Raw genomic sequence first — 14587 nt, 5'->3', positions numbered from 1 at the left:
GGGCACATGAGCGCCTCGGCCCCCGCCCGGAGTGAGCGGGGCCGCCGCTCACTCCCAGCGGAAGGTGCGGGCGGCCAGCGCGAGCGAGACCACGGCCCAGGCCGCCAGCACGGCCAGCGCGGCCAGCGGCAGCGCGCCCCCGGTGAGCACCGTGCGCAGGCCGCCGGTCAGCGCCGAGATCGGCAGCAGTTCGAGCACCGGCCTCACCGCGGCGGGGAACTTCTCCAGCGGGAACACCACCCCGCCCGCCGCCAGCAGCAGCAGGTAGACCAGGTTGGCCGCGGCCAGCGTCGCCTCGGCCCGCAGCAGGCCGGCCATGAGCAGCGCGAGCCCGCTGAAGGCGGCGGTGCCCAGCAGCACCAGCGCCGCGCCGCCCAGCACGGCGGCCACCGGCGAGCCCTGCGGGCTCCAGCCCAGCGCGGACGCCACCGCGACCAGCACCACCACCTGGACGGCCTCCACCACGAGCACCGCCGCGGTCTTGGCCAGCATCAGCCCGCCCCTGGACAGCGGGGTCGCGCCCAGCCGCTTCAGCACCCCGTAGCGCCGCTCGAACCCGGTCGCGATCGCCTGGCCGGTGAACGCCGTGGACATCACCGCCAGCGCCAGCACGCCCGGCGCCAGGAAGTCGACCCGGCGGCCGCCGCCCACGTCGATCAGCGGCGCCAGCGAGAAGCCGACCAGCAGCAGCACCGGGATGATCATGGTGAGCAGGAGCTGCTCGCCGTTGCGGAGCATGCCGCGGACCTCGGCCCCCGCCTGCGCCAGCACCATCCGGGGGAACGGCGCGGCCCCCGGGGCGGGCGTGAAGTCGAGTGTGGGTGTCGTCACCGCAGCTCCCTGCCCGTCAGCTCCAGGAACACGTCCTCCAGCGTGCGCCGCTCGATGCGCAGGTCGTCGGCCGTCACGCCCTCCGCCGCGCACCACGCGGTCACGGTGGCCAGCAGCTCGGGGTCGACCTGGCCCTCGACGATGTAGTGGCCGGACGGCGACTCCTTGGCCGCGCTGCCGACCGGCAGCGCGTTGAGCAGCTCCTCCAGCGCCAGCCCCGGGCGGGCGCGGAAGCGCAGCTGCCGCTCGGCCCCGGTCAGGGCGGCCGGGCTGCCCTCGGCCACCACCCGGCCCCTGTCGATGATCACGACCTGGTCGGCCAGCCGTTCGGCCTCGTCCATGTGATGGGTGGTCAGCACCACCGACACCCCGGCGGCGCGCAACTGGCCCACCAGCTCCCAGCAGGCGTGCCGCGCCTGCGGGTCGAGCCCGGCCGTCGGCTCGTCGAGGAACACCAGCTCCGGCCGGCCGATCACGGCCGCGGCCAGCGACAGCCGCTGCTGCTGCCCGCCCGACAGACGGCGGAACGGGGTCCGTACGTGGTCGGAGAGCCCCAGCCGGTCCAGGAGGGCGGCCGGGTCGAGCGGCCGGGCGTGGAAGCGCGCCACCAGCCGCAGCCACTCGCCGCAGCGCGCGGCGGGCGGGACGCCGCCCGACTGCGGCATGATGCCCACCCGCGGGCGCAGCTCGGCCGAGGCGGGCGGCAGCCCGAGCACCCGCACCGTGCCGGCGTCGGCGGTGCGGAACCCCTCGCAGATCTCCACGGTGGAGGTCTTGCCCGCGCCGTTGGGCCCGAGGACGGCCGTCACCGCCCCGCGGGCGGCGCTCAGCGTGAGCCCGTCGATCGCGGCGGTGCCGCCGTACCGCTTCACGAGACCGACGATCTCGACGGCTGGGGATGTCATGACCCCGAGTCTAGGGACCGCGAAGCGTGGTTCGCCGGGCAGCCCCGCACCGGTCTGGCCCGGGGATTTAAGCCATGGACCATCGATTTACCGGAAATTTCCGGAAATCGGGAATGCGGTTTGCCGGAAACCGGTTCTCTCTCCTCGGCCGTTCGCGGATCCCACGCCCTAGCCTGCCTGGAGACCGACGTTCCGGCCTCCTGGGGAAGAGGTGCACGCGCATGTCCGTGGCAGAAGCCGCCCAACCGGTCGCCCGGCGGAGCCGCCGGGGGCTCCTGCTGTTCATCCTCGGCGCGCTGTCCGCGATCGGGCCTCTGTCCATCGACATGTACCTGCCGGCGCTGCCGGCCATCACCGAGGAGATGCTCAGCGTCCCCGCCCAGGTGCAGCTCACGCTGACCGCCTGCCTCGTCGGCGTCTCGGTCGGGCAGGTGGTGGCCGGGCCGCTCAGCGACGTGCGCGGCCGCCGGATGCCGCTGATCGTCGGCGTGGCCGGGTTCATGGTCGCCTCGCTGCTGTGCGCCTTCGCGCCGTCGGTGCCCGTGCTCATCGCGCTGCGGCTGCTGCAGGGCCTGCTCGGCGGCGCCGCGCTGGTCATCGTGCGCGCCGTGGTGCGCGACCTGTACGAGGGGCCCGCGATCGCGCGCATCTTCGCCAGCCTCATGCTGGTCAGCGGCCTGGCGCCGATCCTGGCGCCGATCGCGGGCGCGCAGCTGCTGACGTTCACCTCGTGGCGCGGCGTGTTCGTGGCGCTGAGCCTGACCGGGCTGGTGCTGATGCTGGCGGTGCTGGCCGGGGTGCGCGAGACGCTCCCGGCGGACCAGCGGGAGAGCGGTGGTCTCCGGCACACGCTGCGCAGTTTCCGCCGGCTGCTGGGCGACCGGCCGTTCATGGGCAGCGCGCTGACCGCGGGGCTCGCGTTCGCCGCGATGTTCGCCTACATCTCCGGCTCGCCGTTCGTGCTCCAGGACGTGTACGGGGCCACGGCCCAGCAGTACGCGCTGATCTTCGCGCTCAACGCGGTGGGCCTGACGATCATGGCCCAGGTCGGCGGCCGGCTGGCCGGTCGGCTGTCGCAGGCCGGGCTCGTCCTCGCCGGCCTGTTCGTCGCCCTGGCCGGCGCGGCGCTCCTGCTGGTGGCCGTCTCCACCGGGCTGGGGCTGGCCGCCGTCGTGGCGGGGCTGTTCGTCATCATGTGCGGCCAGGGGCTGATCCTGCCGGGCACCGGCGCGCTCGCCCTGGCCGGTCAGGCGCCGCAGGTGGCGGGGGCGGCCTCGGCGCTGCTCGGCGTGCTGCAGTTCGCGCTGGGCGCGTTCGCGGCTCCGTTCGTCGGCCTGTTCGGCGCGGGCACCGCGCTGCCCATGGCCGTCGTCATGACGGTCCTGTTCGCCTGCTCCGCCCTGACCTTCGCCGTCCTGGTGCCCAGGGGTGTTAGGTAAGGCTTACCTGCGTGAGAAATTGCATTGACCGGCTGGTCGGAACCATTTGTGGACCGGGAAGGAATTACGGCACACTGATGTTGTGAAAAACGTGCCCTTGATAGAGCCCGGCAGCGAGCGCAGCACCCGTGCGCGCGTCGCCCGGCTCATCCTGGAGCACGGGCCCATCGCCGCGGCGGCGCTGGGCGAGCGGCTCGGGCTGACGCCCGCGGCCGTCCGGCGTCACCTCGACGCGCTGCTCGCCGACGGGATGATCGAGCCCCGTACGGTGCGGCCGCGCGGCCAGCGGGGGCGGGGACGGCCGGCCAAGCTGTTCGCCATCACCGACGCGGGGCGCAACGCCTTCGAGCACGCCTACGACGACCTGGCCGGGAGCGCGCTGCGCTTCCTGGCCGAGCGCCTGGGCGAGGAGGCGGTGGCCGACTTCGCCCGCACCCAGGTCGAGGGCCTGCTGCGGCGGCTGGAGCCGGTCATGCGGACGGTGCCGGCGGGCCAGCGCGTCCAGGTGCTGGCGCAGGCTTTGTCCGCGGAGGGCTACGCCGCCTCGGCCAGCAAGGCCAAGTCGGGCGGCGACCAGCTCTGCCAGCACCACTGCCCGGTGGCCCACGCGGCGGCGGAGTTCCCGCAGCTGTGCGAGGCCGAGACGGAGGCGTTCGCGCAGCTGCTCGGCACCCCCGTGCAGCGCCTGGCCACGATCGCCCACGGCGACGGGGTCTGCACCACGCACGTCAGCCCCCAGACGCTGGGGGCCTCACATAGAGCAGATGAGAGCGGTCGCGGCCACGAGGCCGGCGACCGGAGCGTTCGCCACGGAGGCGTTCGCGAGAGAAGCATCCGCGACAGAAGCAAGGAGACCGGAGGGTGACTGTCACCGACCGCCCGGAGCTGGAAGGCCTCGGGAATTACAAGTTCGGCTGGGCCGACCCCGACGCCGCCGGCGCGGCGGCCAAGCGAGGCCTGTCCGAGGAGGTCGTACGCGACATCTCCGCGCTGAAGAACGAGCCGGAATGGATGCTCGACCTTCGCCTGAAGGGCCTCCGCCTGTTCGACCGGAAGCCGCTGCCGACCTGGGGTTCCGACCTCACCGCCATCGACTTCGACAACATCAAGTACTTCGTCCGCTCGACCGAGAAGCAGGCGACGTCCTGGGACGAGCTGCCGGCCGACATCAAGAACACCTACGACAAGCTCGGCATCCCCGAGGCGGAGAAGCAGCGCCTCATCGCCGGCGTCGCCGCCCAGTACGAGTCCGAGGTCGTCTACCACAAGATCCGTGAGGACCTCGAGGAGAAGGGCGTCATCTTCGTCGACACCGACACGGGCCTGAAGGAGCACGAGGAGCTCTTCAAGGAGTACTTCGGCTCCGTGATCCCGGTCGGCGACAACAAGTTCGCCGCGCTCAACACCGCCGTGTGGTCCGGTGGCTCGTTCATCTACGTGCCGCCGAACGTCGAGGTCGAGATCCCGCTGCAGGCCTACTTCCGGATCAACACCGAGAACATGGGCCAGTTCGAGCGCACCCTGATCATCGTGGACGAGAACAGCTACGTCCACTACGTCGAGGGCTGCACCGCGCCGATCTACTCCTCCGACTCCCTGCACTCCGCGGTCGTCGAGATCATCGTGAAGAAGAACGCCCGCTGCCGTTACACGACCATCCAGAACTGGTCGAACAACGTCTACAACCTGGTCACCAAGCGCGCCGTCGCCTACGAGGGCGCGACCATGGAGTGGATCGACGGCAACATCGGCTCCAAGGTCACGATGAAGTACCCCGCCGTCTACCTCATGGGCGAGCACGCCAAGGGCGAGACCCTGAGCGTCGCGTTCGCCGGCGAGGGCCAGCACCAGGACGCCGGGTCCAAGATGGTCCACCTCGCGCCGCACACCAGCTCCACCGTCATCTCCAAGTCGGTGGCGCGCGGCGGCGGACGCACCTCCTACCGCGGTCTCGTGCAGATCGAGGAGGGCGCCCACGGCAGCGCCAGCACCGTCAAGTGCGACGCGCTGCTCGTCGACCAGATCAGCCGCTCCGACACCTACCCCTACGTCGACGTCCGCGAGGACGACGTCTCGATGGGCCACGAGGCCACGGTCTCCAAGGTCAGCGAGGACCAGCTGTTCTACCTCATGAGCCGCGGGCTCGACGAGGACGAGGCGATGGCGATGATCGTGCGCGGCTTCGTCGAGCCGATCGCGCGTGAGCTGCCCATGGAGTACGCGCTCGAGCTGAACCGGCTGATCGAGCTGCAGATGGAAGGAGCCGTCGGCTGATGGGCCTGAACGAGAAGCCCCTGTCGACCCTGCACGAGAAGGCGTCGTACGACCTGGCCGACTTCGACGTGCCGGCCGGGCGTGAGGAGGCGTGGCGGTTCACCCCGCTCGCGCGCCTGAAGGGCCTGCACGACGGCAAGGCCGTCCCCGGAGGTCATGTCAGGGTCGACGTGGACGCCGCGCCCGAGGTCACCGTCGAGACCGTGGGCCGCGACGACCCGCGGCTCGGCCAGGTCTACGTGCCCGCCGACCGGGTCAGCGCGCAGGCCTACACCGCGTTCGAGAAGGCGACCGTGCTCACGGTGCCGCGCGAGGCGGTGGCCTCCCGGCCGACCGTCGTCACGCTCACCGGGGCCGGCGACGGCGCCGCCTACGGTCACCTGCTGGTCCAGGTCGAGCCGATGGCCGAGGCCGTGGTCGTGCTCGACCACAAGGGCAGCGCCGTCTACGCCGACAACGTGGAGTTCGCCGTCGGCGACGGCGCCACCCTGCGCGTGGTCAGCCTGCAGGACTGGGACGACGACGCCGTCCACGTCAGCCACCATCACGCCAGGCTCGGCAGGGACGCCACCTTCCGCAGCTTCGTGGTGACGCTCGGCGGCGACGTCGTGCGCCTGTCGCCCAGCGTGTCCTACGCCGCGCCCGGCGGCGACGCCGACCTGCTCGGCGTCTACTTCGTCGACGCCGGCCAGCACCTGGAGCACCGCCTCCTGGTCGACCACTCGCAGCCCAACTGCAAGAGCAACGTCGATTACCGCGGCGCCCTGCAGGGCCAGGACGCGCACGCCGTCTGGATCGGCGACGTGATCATCCGGGTCGAGGCCGAGGGCACCGACACGTACGAGCTCAACCGCAACCTCATCCTCACCGACGGCGCCCGCGCCGACTCGGTGCCCAACCTGGAGATCCTCACCGGCGAGGTGGCCGGCGCGGGGCACGCCTCGGCCTCCGGCCGGCTCGACGACGAGCACCTGTTCTACCTGCAGGCCCGGGGCATCCCGTACGACGAGGCGCGCCGCCTGGTCATCCGGGGCTTCCTCGGCCAGCTCGTCGAGAAGATCCAGATCGAGGAGATCCGCGAGCGGGTCATGGCGGCGCTGGAGGCGGAGCTCTCGCGATGAGTTTCGAGAAGGTCTGCGTGATCGGCGACATCCCCGACGGGGGTGTCCTGGGCGTCGAGGTCGGGGACATCCCGGTCGCGCTGGTGCGCCAGGGCGGCGCCGTGTTCGCCCTGCACGACGTCTGCTCCCACGCCGAGGTGCGGCTCAGCGAGGGCGACGTCTACGACGGCACGCTCGAGTGCTGGCTGCACGGCTCGTGCTTCGACGTCCGCACCGGCAAGCCCACCGGCCCGCCCGCCACCCGTCCCGTGAACGTCTACACAGTCAAGATCGACGGCGATGACGTGCTCGTCTCGCTCTCGAAGGAGTCATAAGCACATGTCCACCCTTGAGATCCGTGACCTCCACGTCGCCGTCGAGGACAAGGAAATCCTGCGCGGCGTCAACCTGACCGTGAAGTCCGGCGAGACCCACGCCATCATGGGTCCGAACGGCTCGGGCAAGTCCACGCTCGCCTACGCGATCGCCGGTCACCCCAAGTACACGATCACCGGCGGGCAGGTCCTGCTCGACGGCGTCGACCTGCTGGAGCTGTCGGTCGACGAGCGGGCCCGCGCCGGCCTGTTCCTGGCCATGCAGTACCCCGTCGAGGTCCCCGGCGTGTCGGTGTCCAACTTCCTGCGCTCGGCCGTCACCTCGGTCCGCGGCGAGGCGCCCAAGCTGCGCGAGTTCGCCAAGGATCTGAAGAACGGCATGGACGCGCTCGCCATCGACGCCGCCTTCGCCCAGCGCAACCTCAACGAGGGCTTCTCCGGCGGCGAGAAGAAGCGCCACGAGATCCTCCAGCTGGAGCTGCTCAAGCCGAAGATCGCGGTGCTCGACGAGACCGACTCGGGCCTCGACGTCGACGCGCTGCGGGTGGTGTCGGAGGGCATCAACCGCTTCCGCGCCTCCGGTGAGACCGGCGTGCTGCTGATCACCCACTACACCCGCATCCTCCGCTACGTGAAGCCCGAATTCGTGCACGTCTTCGCCGCCGGCAAGATCGTGGAGGAGGGCGGACCGGAGCTGGCCGACAAGCTCGAGTCCGAGGGCTACGAGCAGTACACGAAGGCATCTGCATGACTCAGACCAGCTTGGACGTGGAGAGGATCAGGAAGGACTTCCCGGTTCTCTCCCGCGAGCTGCCCGGCGGGCGCGCGCTCGTCTACCTCGACTCGGGCAACTCCTCCCAGAAGCCCACGCAGGTCATCGAGACCATGCGCGAACACCTGGCGATGCACTACGGCAACGTCGGCCGCGCCATGCACGTGCTGGGGGCGGAGTCCACGGAGGCCTACGAGAGCGCCCGCGACAAGATCGCCGCTTTCGTCGGCGCGCCCTCGCGCGACGAGGTCGTCTTCACCAAGAACGCCTCCGAGGCGCTCAACCTGGTCGCCTACTCCTTCGGCAACCCGGCCAACGCCGACGACCGCTTCCGGCTCGGCCCCGGTGACGAGATCGTCATCTCCGAGATGGAGCACCACTCCAACATCGTGCCGTGGCAGCTGCTGGCGCAGCGCACCGGTGCGACGCTGAGGTGGTTCGGCGTCACCGACGAGGGCCGGCTCGACCTGTCCAAGCTGGACGACCTGGTCGGCGAGCGGACCAAGATCATCTCCATCGCCCACCAGTCGAACGTGCTCGGCACCGTCAACCCGGTCGCCGACGTGCTGGCCCGCGCCCGCCAGGCCGGCGCGCTGGTGATGCTCGACGCCTCCCAGTCGGTGCCCCACCACCCGGTGGACGTGGCCGCGCTGGGCGTCGACTTCGTCGCCTTCACCGGTCACAAGATGGTCGGCCCCTCGGGCATCGGCGTGCTGTGGGGTCGCGGCGAGCTGCTCGACGCCATGCCCCCGTTCCTCGGCGGCGGCGAGATGATCGAGGCGGTCTGGATGGACCGCTCGACGTTCGCCCCCATCCCGCACAAGTTCGAGGCGGGCACGCCGCCGATCGTCGAGGCCATCGGTCTCGGCGCGGCCGTCGACTACCTGACCGGGATCGGCATGACCGCGGTCGAGGCCCACGAGCGCGAGCTCACCGCGTACGCCCTGGACGCGCTCCGCGACCTGCCGGGCCTGCGGCTGATCGGCCCCGACTCGCTCGAACTGCGCGGCGGCACGCTGTCGTTCACCCTGGACGGCATCCACCCGCACGACGTCGGTCAGATCCTCGACGACGATTTCGGCATCGCGGTGCGCGTCGGCCACCACTGCGCGCGCCCGCTGCATCTACGGTTCGGAATACCGGCGACCACCCGGGCGTCGTTCTATCTGTACAACACCACGGGCGAGATCGACGCCCTGGTGCGCGGCCTCCACCACGTCCAGAAGGTGTTCGCATAGCCATGATCGGCGAGTCGATGTACCAGGAGCTGATCCTGGAGCACTACAAGCACCCGCAGGGGCGGGGGCTGCGCGAGCCGTACGACGCCGAGGTTCACCACGTGAACCCGACGTGCGGCGACGAGATCACGCTGCGGGTCAGGGTCGGCGACGCCGGCAAGATCGAGGACGTGTCGTACGACGGGCAGGGCTGTTCCATCAGCCAGGCCGCGGCGTCGGTGCTGCACGAGCTGACGACCGGCTCGACCGTGGAGGAGAGCCTGTCGGTGGTCGACGAGTTCACCCGCCTCATGCAGGGCAGGGGGCAGGTCGAACCCGACGAGGACGTGCTCGGCGACGCGGTGGCGTTCGCCGGGGTGGCCAAGTTCCCGGCGCGCGTCAAGTGCGCGCTGCTGTCGTGGATGGCCTACAAGGACGCTGTGGTGAGGAGTGCTGCCCGATGAGCAAGCCTGTCGAGACCCCGACCGGCTTCGACGGTGACGCGACCGTCGAGGAGGTCATGGAGGCGCTCAAGGACGTCGTCGACCCCGAGCTGGGCATCAACGTCGTCGACCTCGGCCTGATCTACGGTCTCAACCTGGATCCGAACGAGGACGGCAAGCCCGTCGCCACCATCGACATGACCCTGACCAGCGCGGCCTGCCCGCTGACCGACGTCATCGAGGACCAGGCGCACTCCGCGCTCGACGGCATGGTCTCCGACGTGAAGATCAACTGGGTCTGGCTGCCGCCGTGGGGCCCTGACAAGATCACAGATGAGGGCCGTGAGCAGCTTCGTATGCTAGGCTTCAACGTCTGATCTTTTCGGCTGGAGGCTGGCGCCCCGGCGCCGGCCGTCTCAGCGTGCCGGAGGGTTTCGGAAAGTCCGAGTCCTCCCTCGGGAATACATCGCGATCTCTCCCTTGTTGGCACACAAGGACACCTGACGCCTCATCGCGCGTCCCGCGCCGCCTGCGGCCGGCGCCCTCAGGTGCGCCTTCCCCCAAGCTCCGCCCCGATGGCGGGCGCACTGCAATGTGTACGGCAACGTGGCCGTACGTCCTGGCTCGTCCTTTCGCAGAAGTGACGTGCCACTTCGACTGAAAGGCACGAGTTTCGTGACCATGCTTGACGCTGTCATGCCCGAGACGACCCCCGAGCAGGGGCCCTCCGAGTTCGAGTTGCTCGGTCTGCCCAAGCCGCTCGTGAACGGTCTGGCCAGGCAGGGCATCGCCTCCCCGTTCCCCATCCAGAGCGCGGCCATCCCGGACGTGCTCGCCGGCGCCGACGTGCTCGGCCGCGGCCAGACCGGCTCCGGCAAGACCCTCGCCTTCGGGCTCCCCATGATGGCCCGCATCGCCGGCGTCAGGCCGGCCCCCGGCCGCCCCCGCGCGATGGTCCTCGTCCCCACCCGTGAGCTCGCCCTCCAGGTGCACGACGCCCTCGAACCCCTCGGCCGCGGCCTCGGCCTGCGCATGAAGGTCATCGTCGGCGGCATGTCCATGGGCAAGCAGATCGAGGCGCTGCGCCGCGGCGTCGACCTCGTCATCGCCACCCCCGGCCGGCTGGGCGACCTGATCCGCCAGGGCGAGTGCTCGCTGGAGGACATCGAGGTCAGCGTCCTGGACGAGGCCGACCACATGTGCGACCTCGGGTTCTTCCCGGTCGTGACCGAACTGCTCGCGCAGACCCCGCCCACCGGGCAGCGCCTGCTGTTCTCGGCCACCCTCGACGGCGACGTGGACAAGCTCGTCCAGCGCTTCCTCAAGGACCCGGTCAGCCACTCCGTCGCCCCCGCCACCTCGCCCGTCGACACCATGGAGCACCACGTGCTGCAGGTGACCCGGGACGACAAGTTCGACATCACCGCCGAGATCGCCAACCGCGAGGGCCGCACGATCATCTTCGTGCGCACCCAGCACGGCGTCGACCGCCTCTGCAAGCAGCTGGCCAGGGTCGGCGTCAAGGCGGGCGGCCTGCACGGCGGCAAGCGCCAGAACCAGCGCACCCGCATCCTGGCCGAGTTCCGCGAAGGCTCCGTCAACGTGCTCGTCTGCACCGACGTCGCCGCCCGCGGCATCCACGTCGACAACATCAGCCTGGTGCTGCACGTCGACCCGCCCCAGGACAGCAAGAGCTACCTGCACCGGGGCGGCCGCACCGCCCGCGCCGGCGAGAAGGGCACCGTCGTCACGCTGGTGCTGCCGAACGAGCGCCGCTCCACCGAGTCGCTGACCCGGCGGGCCGGCATCCAACCGTTCCGCCTCAAGGCGACCCCGGGTCACCCGCGGGTGGCCGAGGTCACCGGCGCCCGCACGCCCAGCGGCGAGTCGATCCCCGTCTGGGAGCCGGACGTCCGCAAGCCCCTGCGCCCGCGCCGCGACGGCCGTGACGCCCACGGCGCCCGCACCCGCCGCCCGCGCCGCGACTACGACGGCCAGCGCCCCAGGCGTCACGACGAGGGCTTCTCCGGCCCGCGCCGCGAGGATGGTTTCTCCGGCCCGCGCCGTGAGGAGGGCTTCTCCGGCCCGCGTCGTGAGGAGGGCTTCTCCGGGCCGCGCCGCCACGAGGACGGTTTCTCGGGCCGGCGTCGGCACGAGGGCGGCGACCGGCCGTTCCGCGACGACCGCCGCCACGGCGGCGACCGGGAGCCCCGCGCGTTCGGCGAGGACCGCCGCGACAGCGGGTTCCGCTCCGAGCAGCGCGGTTACCGTTCCGACGACCGCCCGTTCCGCGAGGGTGACCGCCCGCGCGGCGGCTACCGCGACGACCGGCCCGGCTATGACCGGGGCGGCTACCGTGACGACCGCGGGACGCGCGCCGGCGGGTTCCGCTCCGACGACCGGGCCAACCGCTACTCCGCCGACCGCGGCCGTCCCGCCGGGGGCGACCGGGACCGCTCCGTCAGCCGTCCCGACGACCGTCCCCGCGACGGCTACCGCCCGGGCGGCTTCCGCTCCGACGACCGCGGCGCCAGGGGCGGCGGCTTCCGCCGTGGCGGATCCGGCCGCCGCTTCGACCGCTGACCTCAGGTCCATCCTGCCTGCGCGTACGGCGCGATCCGCGTGACAGGCGGGCCTGACAGGCCATCACCGAGCACCCCCGTGCCGTTCTGACGAGCGGCGCGGGGGTGCTCGCGTATGCGGACACGACCAGCCGAGGGCGAGCCCCGCCATCCACCCCCCCGCCCCACCGCAGGGCCCGCCTGTTTCCTTTTCCGCGCTTGCCTCGCCGGACGGCTTGTCGGGCCCTTTCAGCGGGTCAGCAGGCTGCGCGGATGATCGCGAGGGCCTCCTCCACGCGGTCGGCGTGGGTGCGGAAGCTGAGCACGCACAGGCGCAGGAAGTACCTGCCGTCGATGGTGGTGCTGCTGAGGAAGACGCGCCGGCTGGCATTGATCTTCGCGAGGAGCCGCCCGTTGTCCTGGTCGGTGCCCCGTAGCCGGAAGAGCACCACGGTCAGGTCCGGCTGCCAGGGCACCTCCAGGCGCGGGTCCGCGGCGAGGTGGCGGTGCACGTGAGCGGCGAGGTCGAGCTTCTCGTCGAGCTCGCGTTCGAAGGCTTGGACGCCGTGCAGGTGCAGGGGCAGCCACAGGCGCAGGCCGCGGAACTCGCGGGTCAGCTCCACGCCGAGATGCCCGAAGTCGGGCAGGTCGCCGGCCGGGCTGAGATCTTGCAGATAGTGGCCGTCGGCGGCGTGGGCGGCGTGCAGGGCGGCGGGGTCGCGGACCAGCAGCAGGCCGGTGCCGTAGGGGAAGAACAGGCTCTTGTGCGGGTCCAGGATGATCGAGTCGGCCGTCTCGATGCCGCGCAGGCGGGTCCGGCCGCGTCCGGTGAGCTGGAAGCCGCCGCCGTAGGCGGCGTCCACGTGGAACCACAGGTCCTGTTCGCGGGCCAGTTCACCCAGCTCGGCGAGCGGGTCGATGGTGCCGGAGCTGGTGGTCCCGGCGGTGCCGGCCAGCAGGACGGGGCGCATCCCGCGGGCACGGTCGGCGGCGATCATGGTGGCCGCGGCGGCGACGTCCATGCGCAGGCCGGTGGTGGCGGGCACGGTGCGGATCCGGTCGGCGGGCAGGCCGATGACGTGGGCCGCCTTGGCCACGCAGTAGTGCGTGTGCTCAGTCACGTAGATCGTGCCGTCGCCGCGGGCGTGGCGGGCGGCGAGCAGCGCCGACAGCGTCGCCACCGAGGCGCCCGTGGTGACCAGCCCGCCCGCGCCGGCCGGCAGCCCGAACCGTTCGCAGAACCAGCTCAGCACCCCGTGCTCCATGGCGACCAGCGCCGGCGCCACCTGGGCCACGCCGGTGAAACGATTGACGGTCTGCGCCAGCAGCTCGGCCAGTGCGACGGTGACCAGCCCGCCCGCAGGGAAGTAGGCCAGGTAGCCGGGGCCGGCGGTGTCGACGCCCTGCCCGGCGGCCTGGCGGAACAGCTCCAGCAGCGCGGTGAAGTTGCCGGGCCCGTCGCCGGGCGGCCGGCGCAGCGCGGTGAGCAGCCCTCCGTCCGGCTCGTAGTGGCTCGCGGGCGCCGTGTCCAGCTCGCGCACCCAGTCCGCCAGGAAGTCCACCGCGTGCCGGCCCAGCCGCGCCACGGCGGAGGGGTCGAGGTCAAGAGGGAGAGCGTGCTCACCAGTCGTCATGCGGGCACGGTAGGCGCAGCACGCGAGCCAAGGATTGGACGTTATTGCACCGCGCGCTGGTAGGCACGGGGCGGCACCCCGACGAACCGCCGGAAGTGCCGCGACAGATGCGACTGATCGCAGAATCCGGCCGCCAGCGCCGCCTCAGCCGGCGGCACGCCCCGTCGCAGCAGCTCGCGGGCCCTGGCGACGCGCAACTGCGTCACGTACGCGTGCGGCGGCATGCCGTACGCGCGCCGGAAGGAACGCAGCAGGGCGTACGGGGTGACCTCCGCCATCGCCGCCAGTTCGGCCAGACCGGGCGGATCCGGCATCCGTGCGTGCAGCACCTCACGCACCCGGGCCATCCGCCTCCTGCCGATGGTCTCAGCCCGGTGTTGCGGCCGGCGCGTGCCGTACGCGGCGAGTATGCAGGCCAGCAGGGCATGCAGCTCGGTGTCGGCGGCCAGCGAGGCGCCGGGCTCCGCCGCGCGGTGCGCGGCCACCACCCTGCGCGACAGGCGCGCGTCGGCGACCACCCGCCGCTCGAACGACGGGGTCTCGCCCGGCACGCCGAGCTCGTCGGCGACCTCCCGCACCAGCTCGACACCGGGGTACAACACCCGGTACGCCCACCCGTCGGCCGTGTGGGGCTCGCCCGTGTGCACGACGCCCGGCTCGATCATCACGACCTCGCCGGCGCCCACGCGGTGCACGCCGTCGGCGAATTTGATCTCCTCCTGGCCGGCCTCCACCGTTCCGATCGCGTACGTCTCATGGCTGTGCCGGGCGAATCGGTGCCGGACGAACTGCGCACGCATCAAGTCCAGGCCGCCGAACCCGTCGTAATGCCAGTAGCGAGCAAACTCCACATGTCCCTTCATATCGCGCAGTGGGAGGAAAGGTCCGTTGTTTGTCGGCGGGGACCGCGATCCGCCGCCCGTGCGCGCCTGCCGCCATCAGGCGATGCCGTAGCACCACCCGGAACGTCTCCCGCAACAGCGCATCGACATTCGCCGTGGCCCACGGGGCATGGAACAGATTCACGAACACCATGTCCCCGGCGTCCCCGGTGATCTCGGCCCGCTCGAACTGGC

The 14587-nt window shown here is 71.6% G+C and carries 14 protein-coding genes; 10 read left to right on the top strand and 4 right to left on the bottom strand.

The window, feature by feature from the left end; translation table 11 throughout:
• Positions 1 to 48 precede the first annotated feature (48 nt).
• A complete protein-coding gene (locus ACQEUU_RS23615) occupies positions 49 to 774 on the bottom strand; it encodes an ABC transporter permease (RefSeq protein WP_433071950.1) in 726 nt (241 codons plus the stop codon).
• A gap of 53 nt (positions 775 to 827) precedes the next feature.
• Complete coding sequence (locus ACQEUU_RS23610; RefSeq protein ID WP_433069386.1) at positions 828 to 1736, bottom strand: ABC transporter ATP-binding protein; 909 nt, start codon at positions 1734 to 1736, stop codon at positions 828 to 830.
• Between the two features lie 221 nt (positions 1737 to 1957).
• On the opposite strand from ACQEUU_RS23610, the gene ACQEUU_RS23605 reads away from it, so the two are divergent.
• The 10 genes from ACQEUU_RS23605 (at position 1958) to ACQEUU_RS23560 (ending at position 11899) form a co-directional block, all read left to right on the top strand.
• Positions 1958 to 3175, top strand: a complete 1218-nt coding sequence (locus tag ACQEUU_RS23605) for a multidrug effflux MFS transporter (RefSeq protein ID WP_433069384.1) — start codon at positions 1958 to 1960, stop codon at positions 3173 to 3175.
• A 91-nt stretch (positions 3176 to 3266) separates the two neighbouring features.
• Positions 3267 to 4040: a helix-turn-helix transcriptional regulator gene (locus ACQEUU_RS23600; RefSeq protein WP_433069381.1), complete on the top strand. Its 774-nt coding sequence runs from the start codon at positions 3267 to 3269 to the stop codon at positions 4038 to 4040.
• The gene (sufB, locus tag ACQEUU_RS23595) at positions 4037 to 5449 is read left to right on the top strand and encodes a Fe-S cluster assembly protein SufB (protein ID WP_433069378.1); all 1413 of its coding nucleotides are present in this window, start codon (positions 4037 to 4039) and stop codon (positions 5447 to 5449) included. Before ACQEUU_RS23600 ends, sufB begins: the two co-directional genes overlap by 4 nt.
• Positions 5449 to 6570 (top strand): Fe-S cluster assembly protein SufD, encoded by a 1122-nt coding sequence (gene sufD / locus ACQEUU_RS23590; RefSeq protein ID WP_433069376.1) that lies wholly within the window; start codon positions 5449 to 5451, stop codon positions 6568 to 6570. Before sufB ends, sufD begins: the two co-directional genes overlap by 1 nt.
• Positions 6567 to 6884, top strand: a complete 318-nt coding sequence (locus ACQEUU_RS23585) for a non-heme iron oxygenase ferredoxin subunit (protein WP_433069374.1) — start codon at positions 6567 to 6569, stop codon at positions 6882 to 6884. Before sufD ends, ACQEUU_RS23585 begins: the two co-directional genes overlap by 4 nt.
• Before the next feature lie 4 nt (positions 6885 to 6888).
• Complete coding sequence (sufC, locus tag ACQEUU_RS23580) at positions 6889 to 7635, top strand: Fe-S cluster assembly ATPase SufC (RefSeq protein WP_433069371.1); 747 nt, start codon at positions 6889 to 6891, stop codon at positions 7633 to 7635.
• A complete protein-coding gene (locus tag ACQEUU_RS23575; protein WP_433069368.1) occupies positions 7632 to 8894 on the top strand; it encodes a cysteine desulfurase in 1263 nt (420 codons plus the stop codon). Before sufC ends, ACQEUU_RS23575 begins: the two co-directional genes overlap by 4 nt.
• 2 nt (positions 8895 to 8896) lie before the next feature.
• Entirely contained in the window at positions 8897 to 9337 is a 441-nt protein-coding gene (gene sufU, locus ACQEUU_RS23570) for a Fe-S cluster assembly sulfur transfer protein SufU (protein ID WP_433069366.1), read from the top strand.
• Positions 9334 to 9693 carry a metal-sulfur cluster assembly factor gene (locus ACQEUU_RS23565; RefSeq protein WP_433069364.1) on the top strand — a complete coding sequence of 120 codons (360 nt, stop codon included), beginning with the start codon at positions 9334 to 9336 and terminating at the stop codon, positions 9691 to 9693. Before sufU ends, ACQEUU_RS23565 begins: the two co-directional genes overlap by 4 nt.
• 304 nt (positions 9694 to 9997) lie before the next feature.
• Positions 9998 to 11899, top strand: a complete 1902-nt coding sequence (locus tag ACQEUU_RS23560; protein WP_433069361.1) for a DEAD/DEAH box helicase — start codon at positions 9998 to 10000, stop codon at positions 11897 to 11899.
• Positions 11900 to 12134: 235 nt separating this feature from the next.
• On the opposite strand, the gene ACQEUU_RS23555 is transcribed toward ACQEUU_RS23560, so the two are convergent.
• Positions 12135 to 13511, bottom strand: coding sequence for a pyridoxal phosphate-dependent decarboxylase family protein (locus ACQEUU_RS23555; protein WP_433069359.1), 1377 nt, complete (start codon positions 13509 to 13511; stop codon positions 12135 to 12137).
• A 41-nt stretch (positions 13512 to 13552) separates the two neighbouring features.
• On the bottom strand, positions 13553 to 14362 hold the full coding sequence (locus tag ACQEUU_RS23550) for an AraC family ligand binding domain-containing protein (RefSeq protein ID WP_433069356.1): 810 nt from the start codon (positions 14360 to 14362) through the stop codon (positions 13553 to 13555).
• Between the last annotated feature and the right edge of the window lie 225 nt (positions 14363 to 14587).

It is taken from the genome of Nonomuraea sp. CA-218870 (genome assembly GCF_050936535.1).
GTDB classification, from domain to species: domain Bacteria; phylum Actinomycetota; class Actinomycetes; order Streptosporangiales; family Streptosporangiaceae; genus Nonomuraea; species Nonomuraea corallina.
Note: the sequence above shows the minus strand (reverse complement) of the source record. Positions and strands in the feature narration are given on the sequence as shown.

Coding starts and splice junctions, on each gene's coding strand:
- ACQEUU_RS23585 (WP_433069374.1), top strand. CDS start 6,567: ATGAGTTTCGAGAAGGTCTGCGTGATCGGCGACATCCCCGACGGGGGT.
- sufC (WP_433069371.1), top strand. CDS start 6,889: ATGTCCACCCTTGAGATCCGTGACCTCCACGTCGCCGTCGAGGACAAG.
- ACQEUU_RS23560 (WP_433069361.1), top strand. CDS start 9,998: ATGCTTGACGCTGTCATGCCCGAGACGACCCCCGAGCAGGGGCCCTCC.
- ACQEUU_RS23615 (WP_433071950.1), bottom strand. CDS start 774: ATGGTGCTGGCGCAGGCGGGGGCCGAGGTCCGCGGCATGCTCCGCAAC.
- ACQEUU_RS23555 (WP_433069359.1), bottom strand. CDS start 13,511: ATGACGACTGGTGAGCACGCTCTCCCTCTTGACCTCGACCCCTCCGCC.
- ACQEUU_RS23610 (WP_433069386.1), bottom strand. CDS start 1,736: ATGACATCCCCAGCCGTCGAGATCGTCGGTCTCGTGAAGCGGTACGGC.
- sufU (WP_433069366.1), top strand. CDS start 8,897: ATGATCGGCGAGTCGATGTACCAGGAGCTGATCCTGGAGCACTACAAG.
- ACQEUU_RS23605 (WP_433069384.1), top strand. CDS start 1,958: ATGTCCGTGGCAGAAGCCGCCCAACCGGTCGCCCGGCGGAGCCGCCGG.
- ACQEUU_RS23565 (WP_433069364.1), top strand. CDS start 9,334: ATGAGCAAGCCTGTCGAGACCCCGACCGGCTTCGACGGTGACGCGACC.
- ACQEUU_RS23575 (WP_433069368.1), top strand. CDS start 7,632: ATGACTCAGACCAGCTTGGACGTGGAGAGGATCAGGAAGGACTTCCCG.
- sufD (WP_433069376.1), top strand. CDS start 5,449: ATGGGCCTGAACGAGAAGCCCCTGTCGACCCTGCACGAGAAGGCGTCG.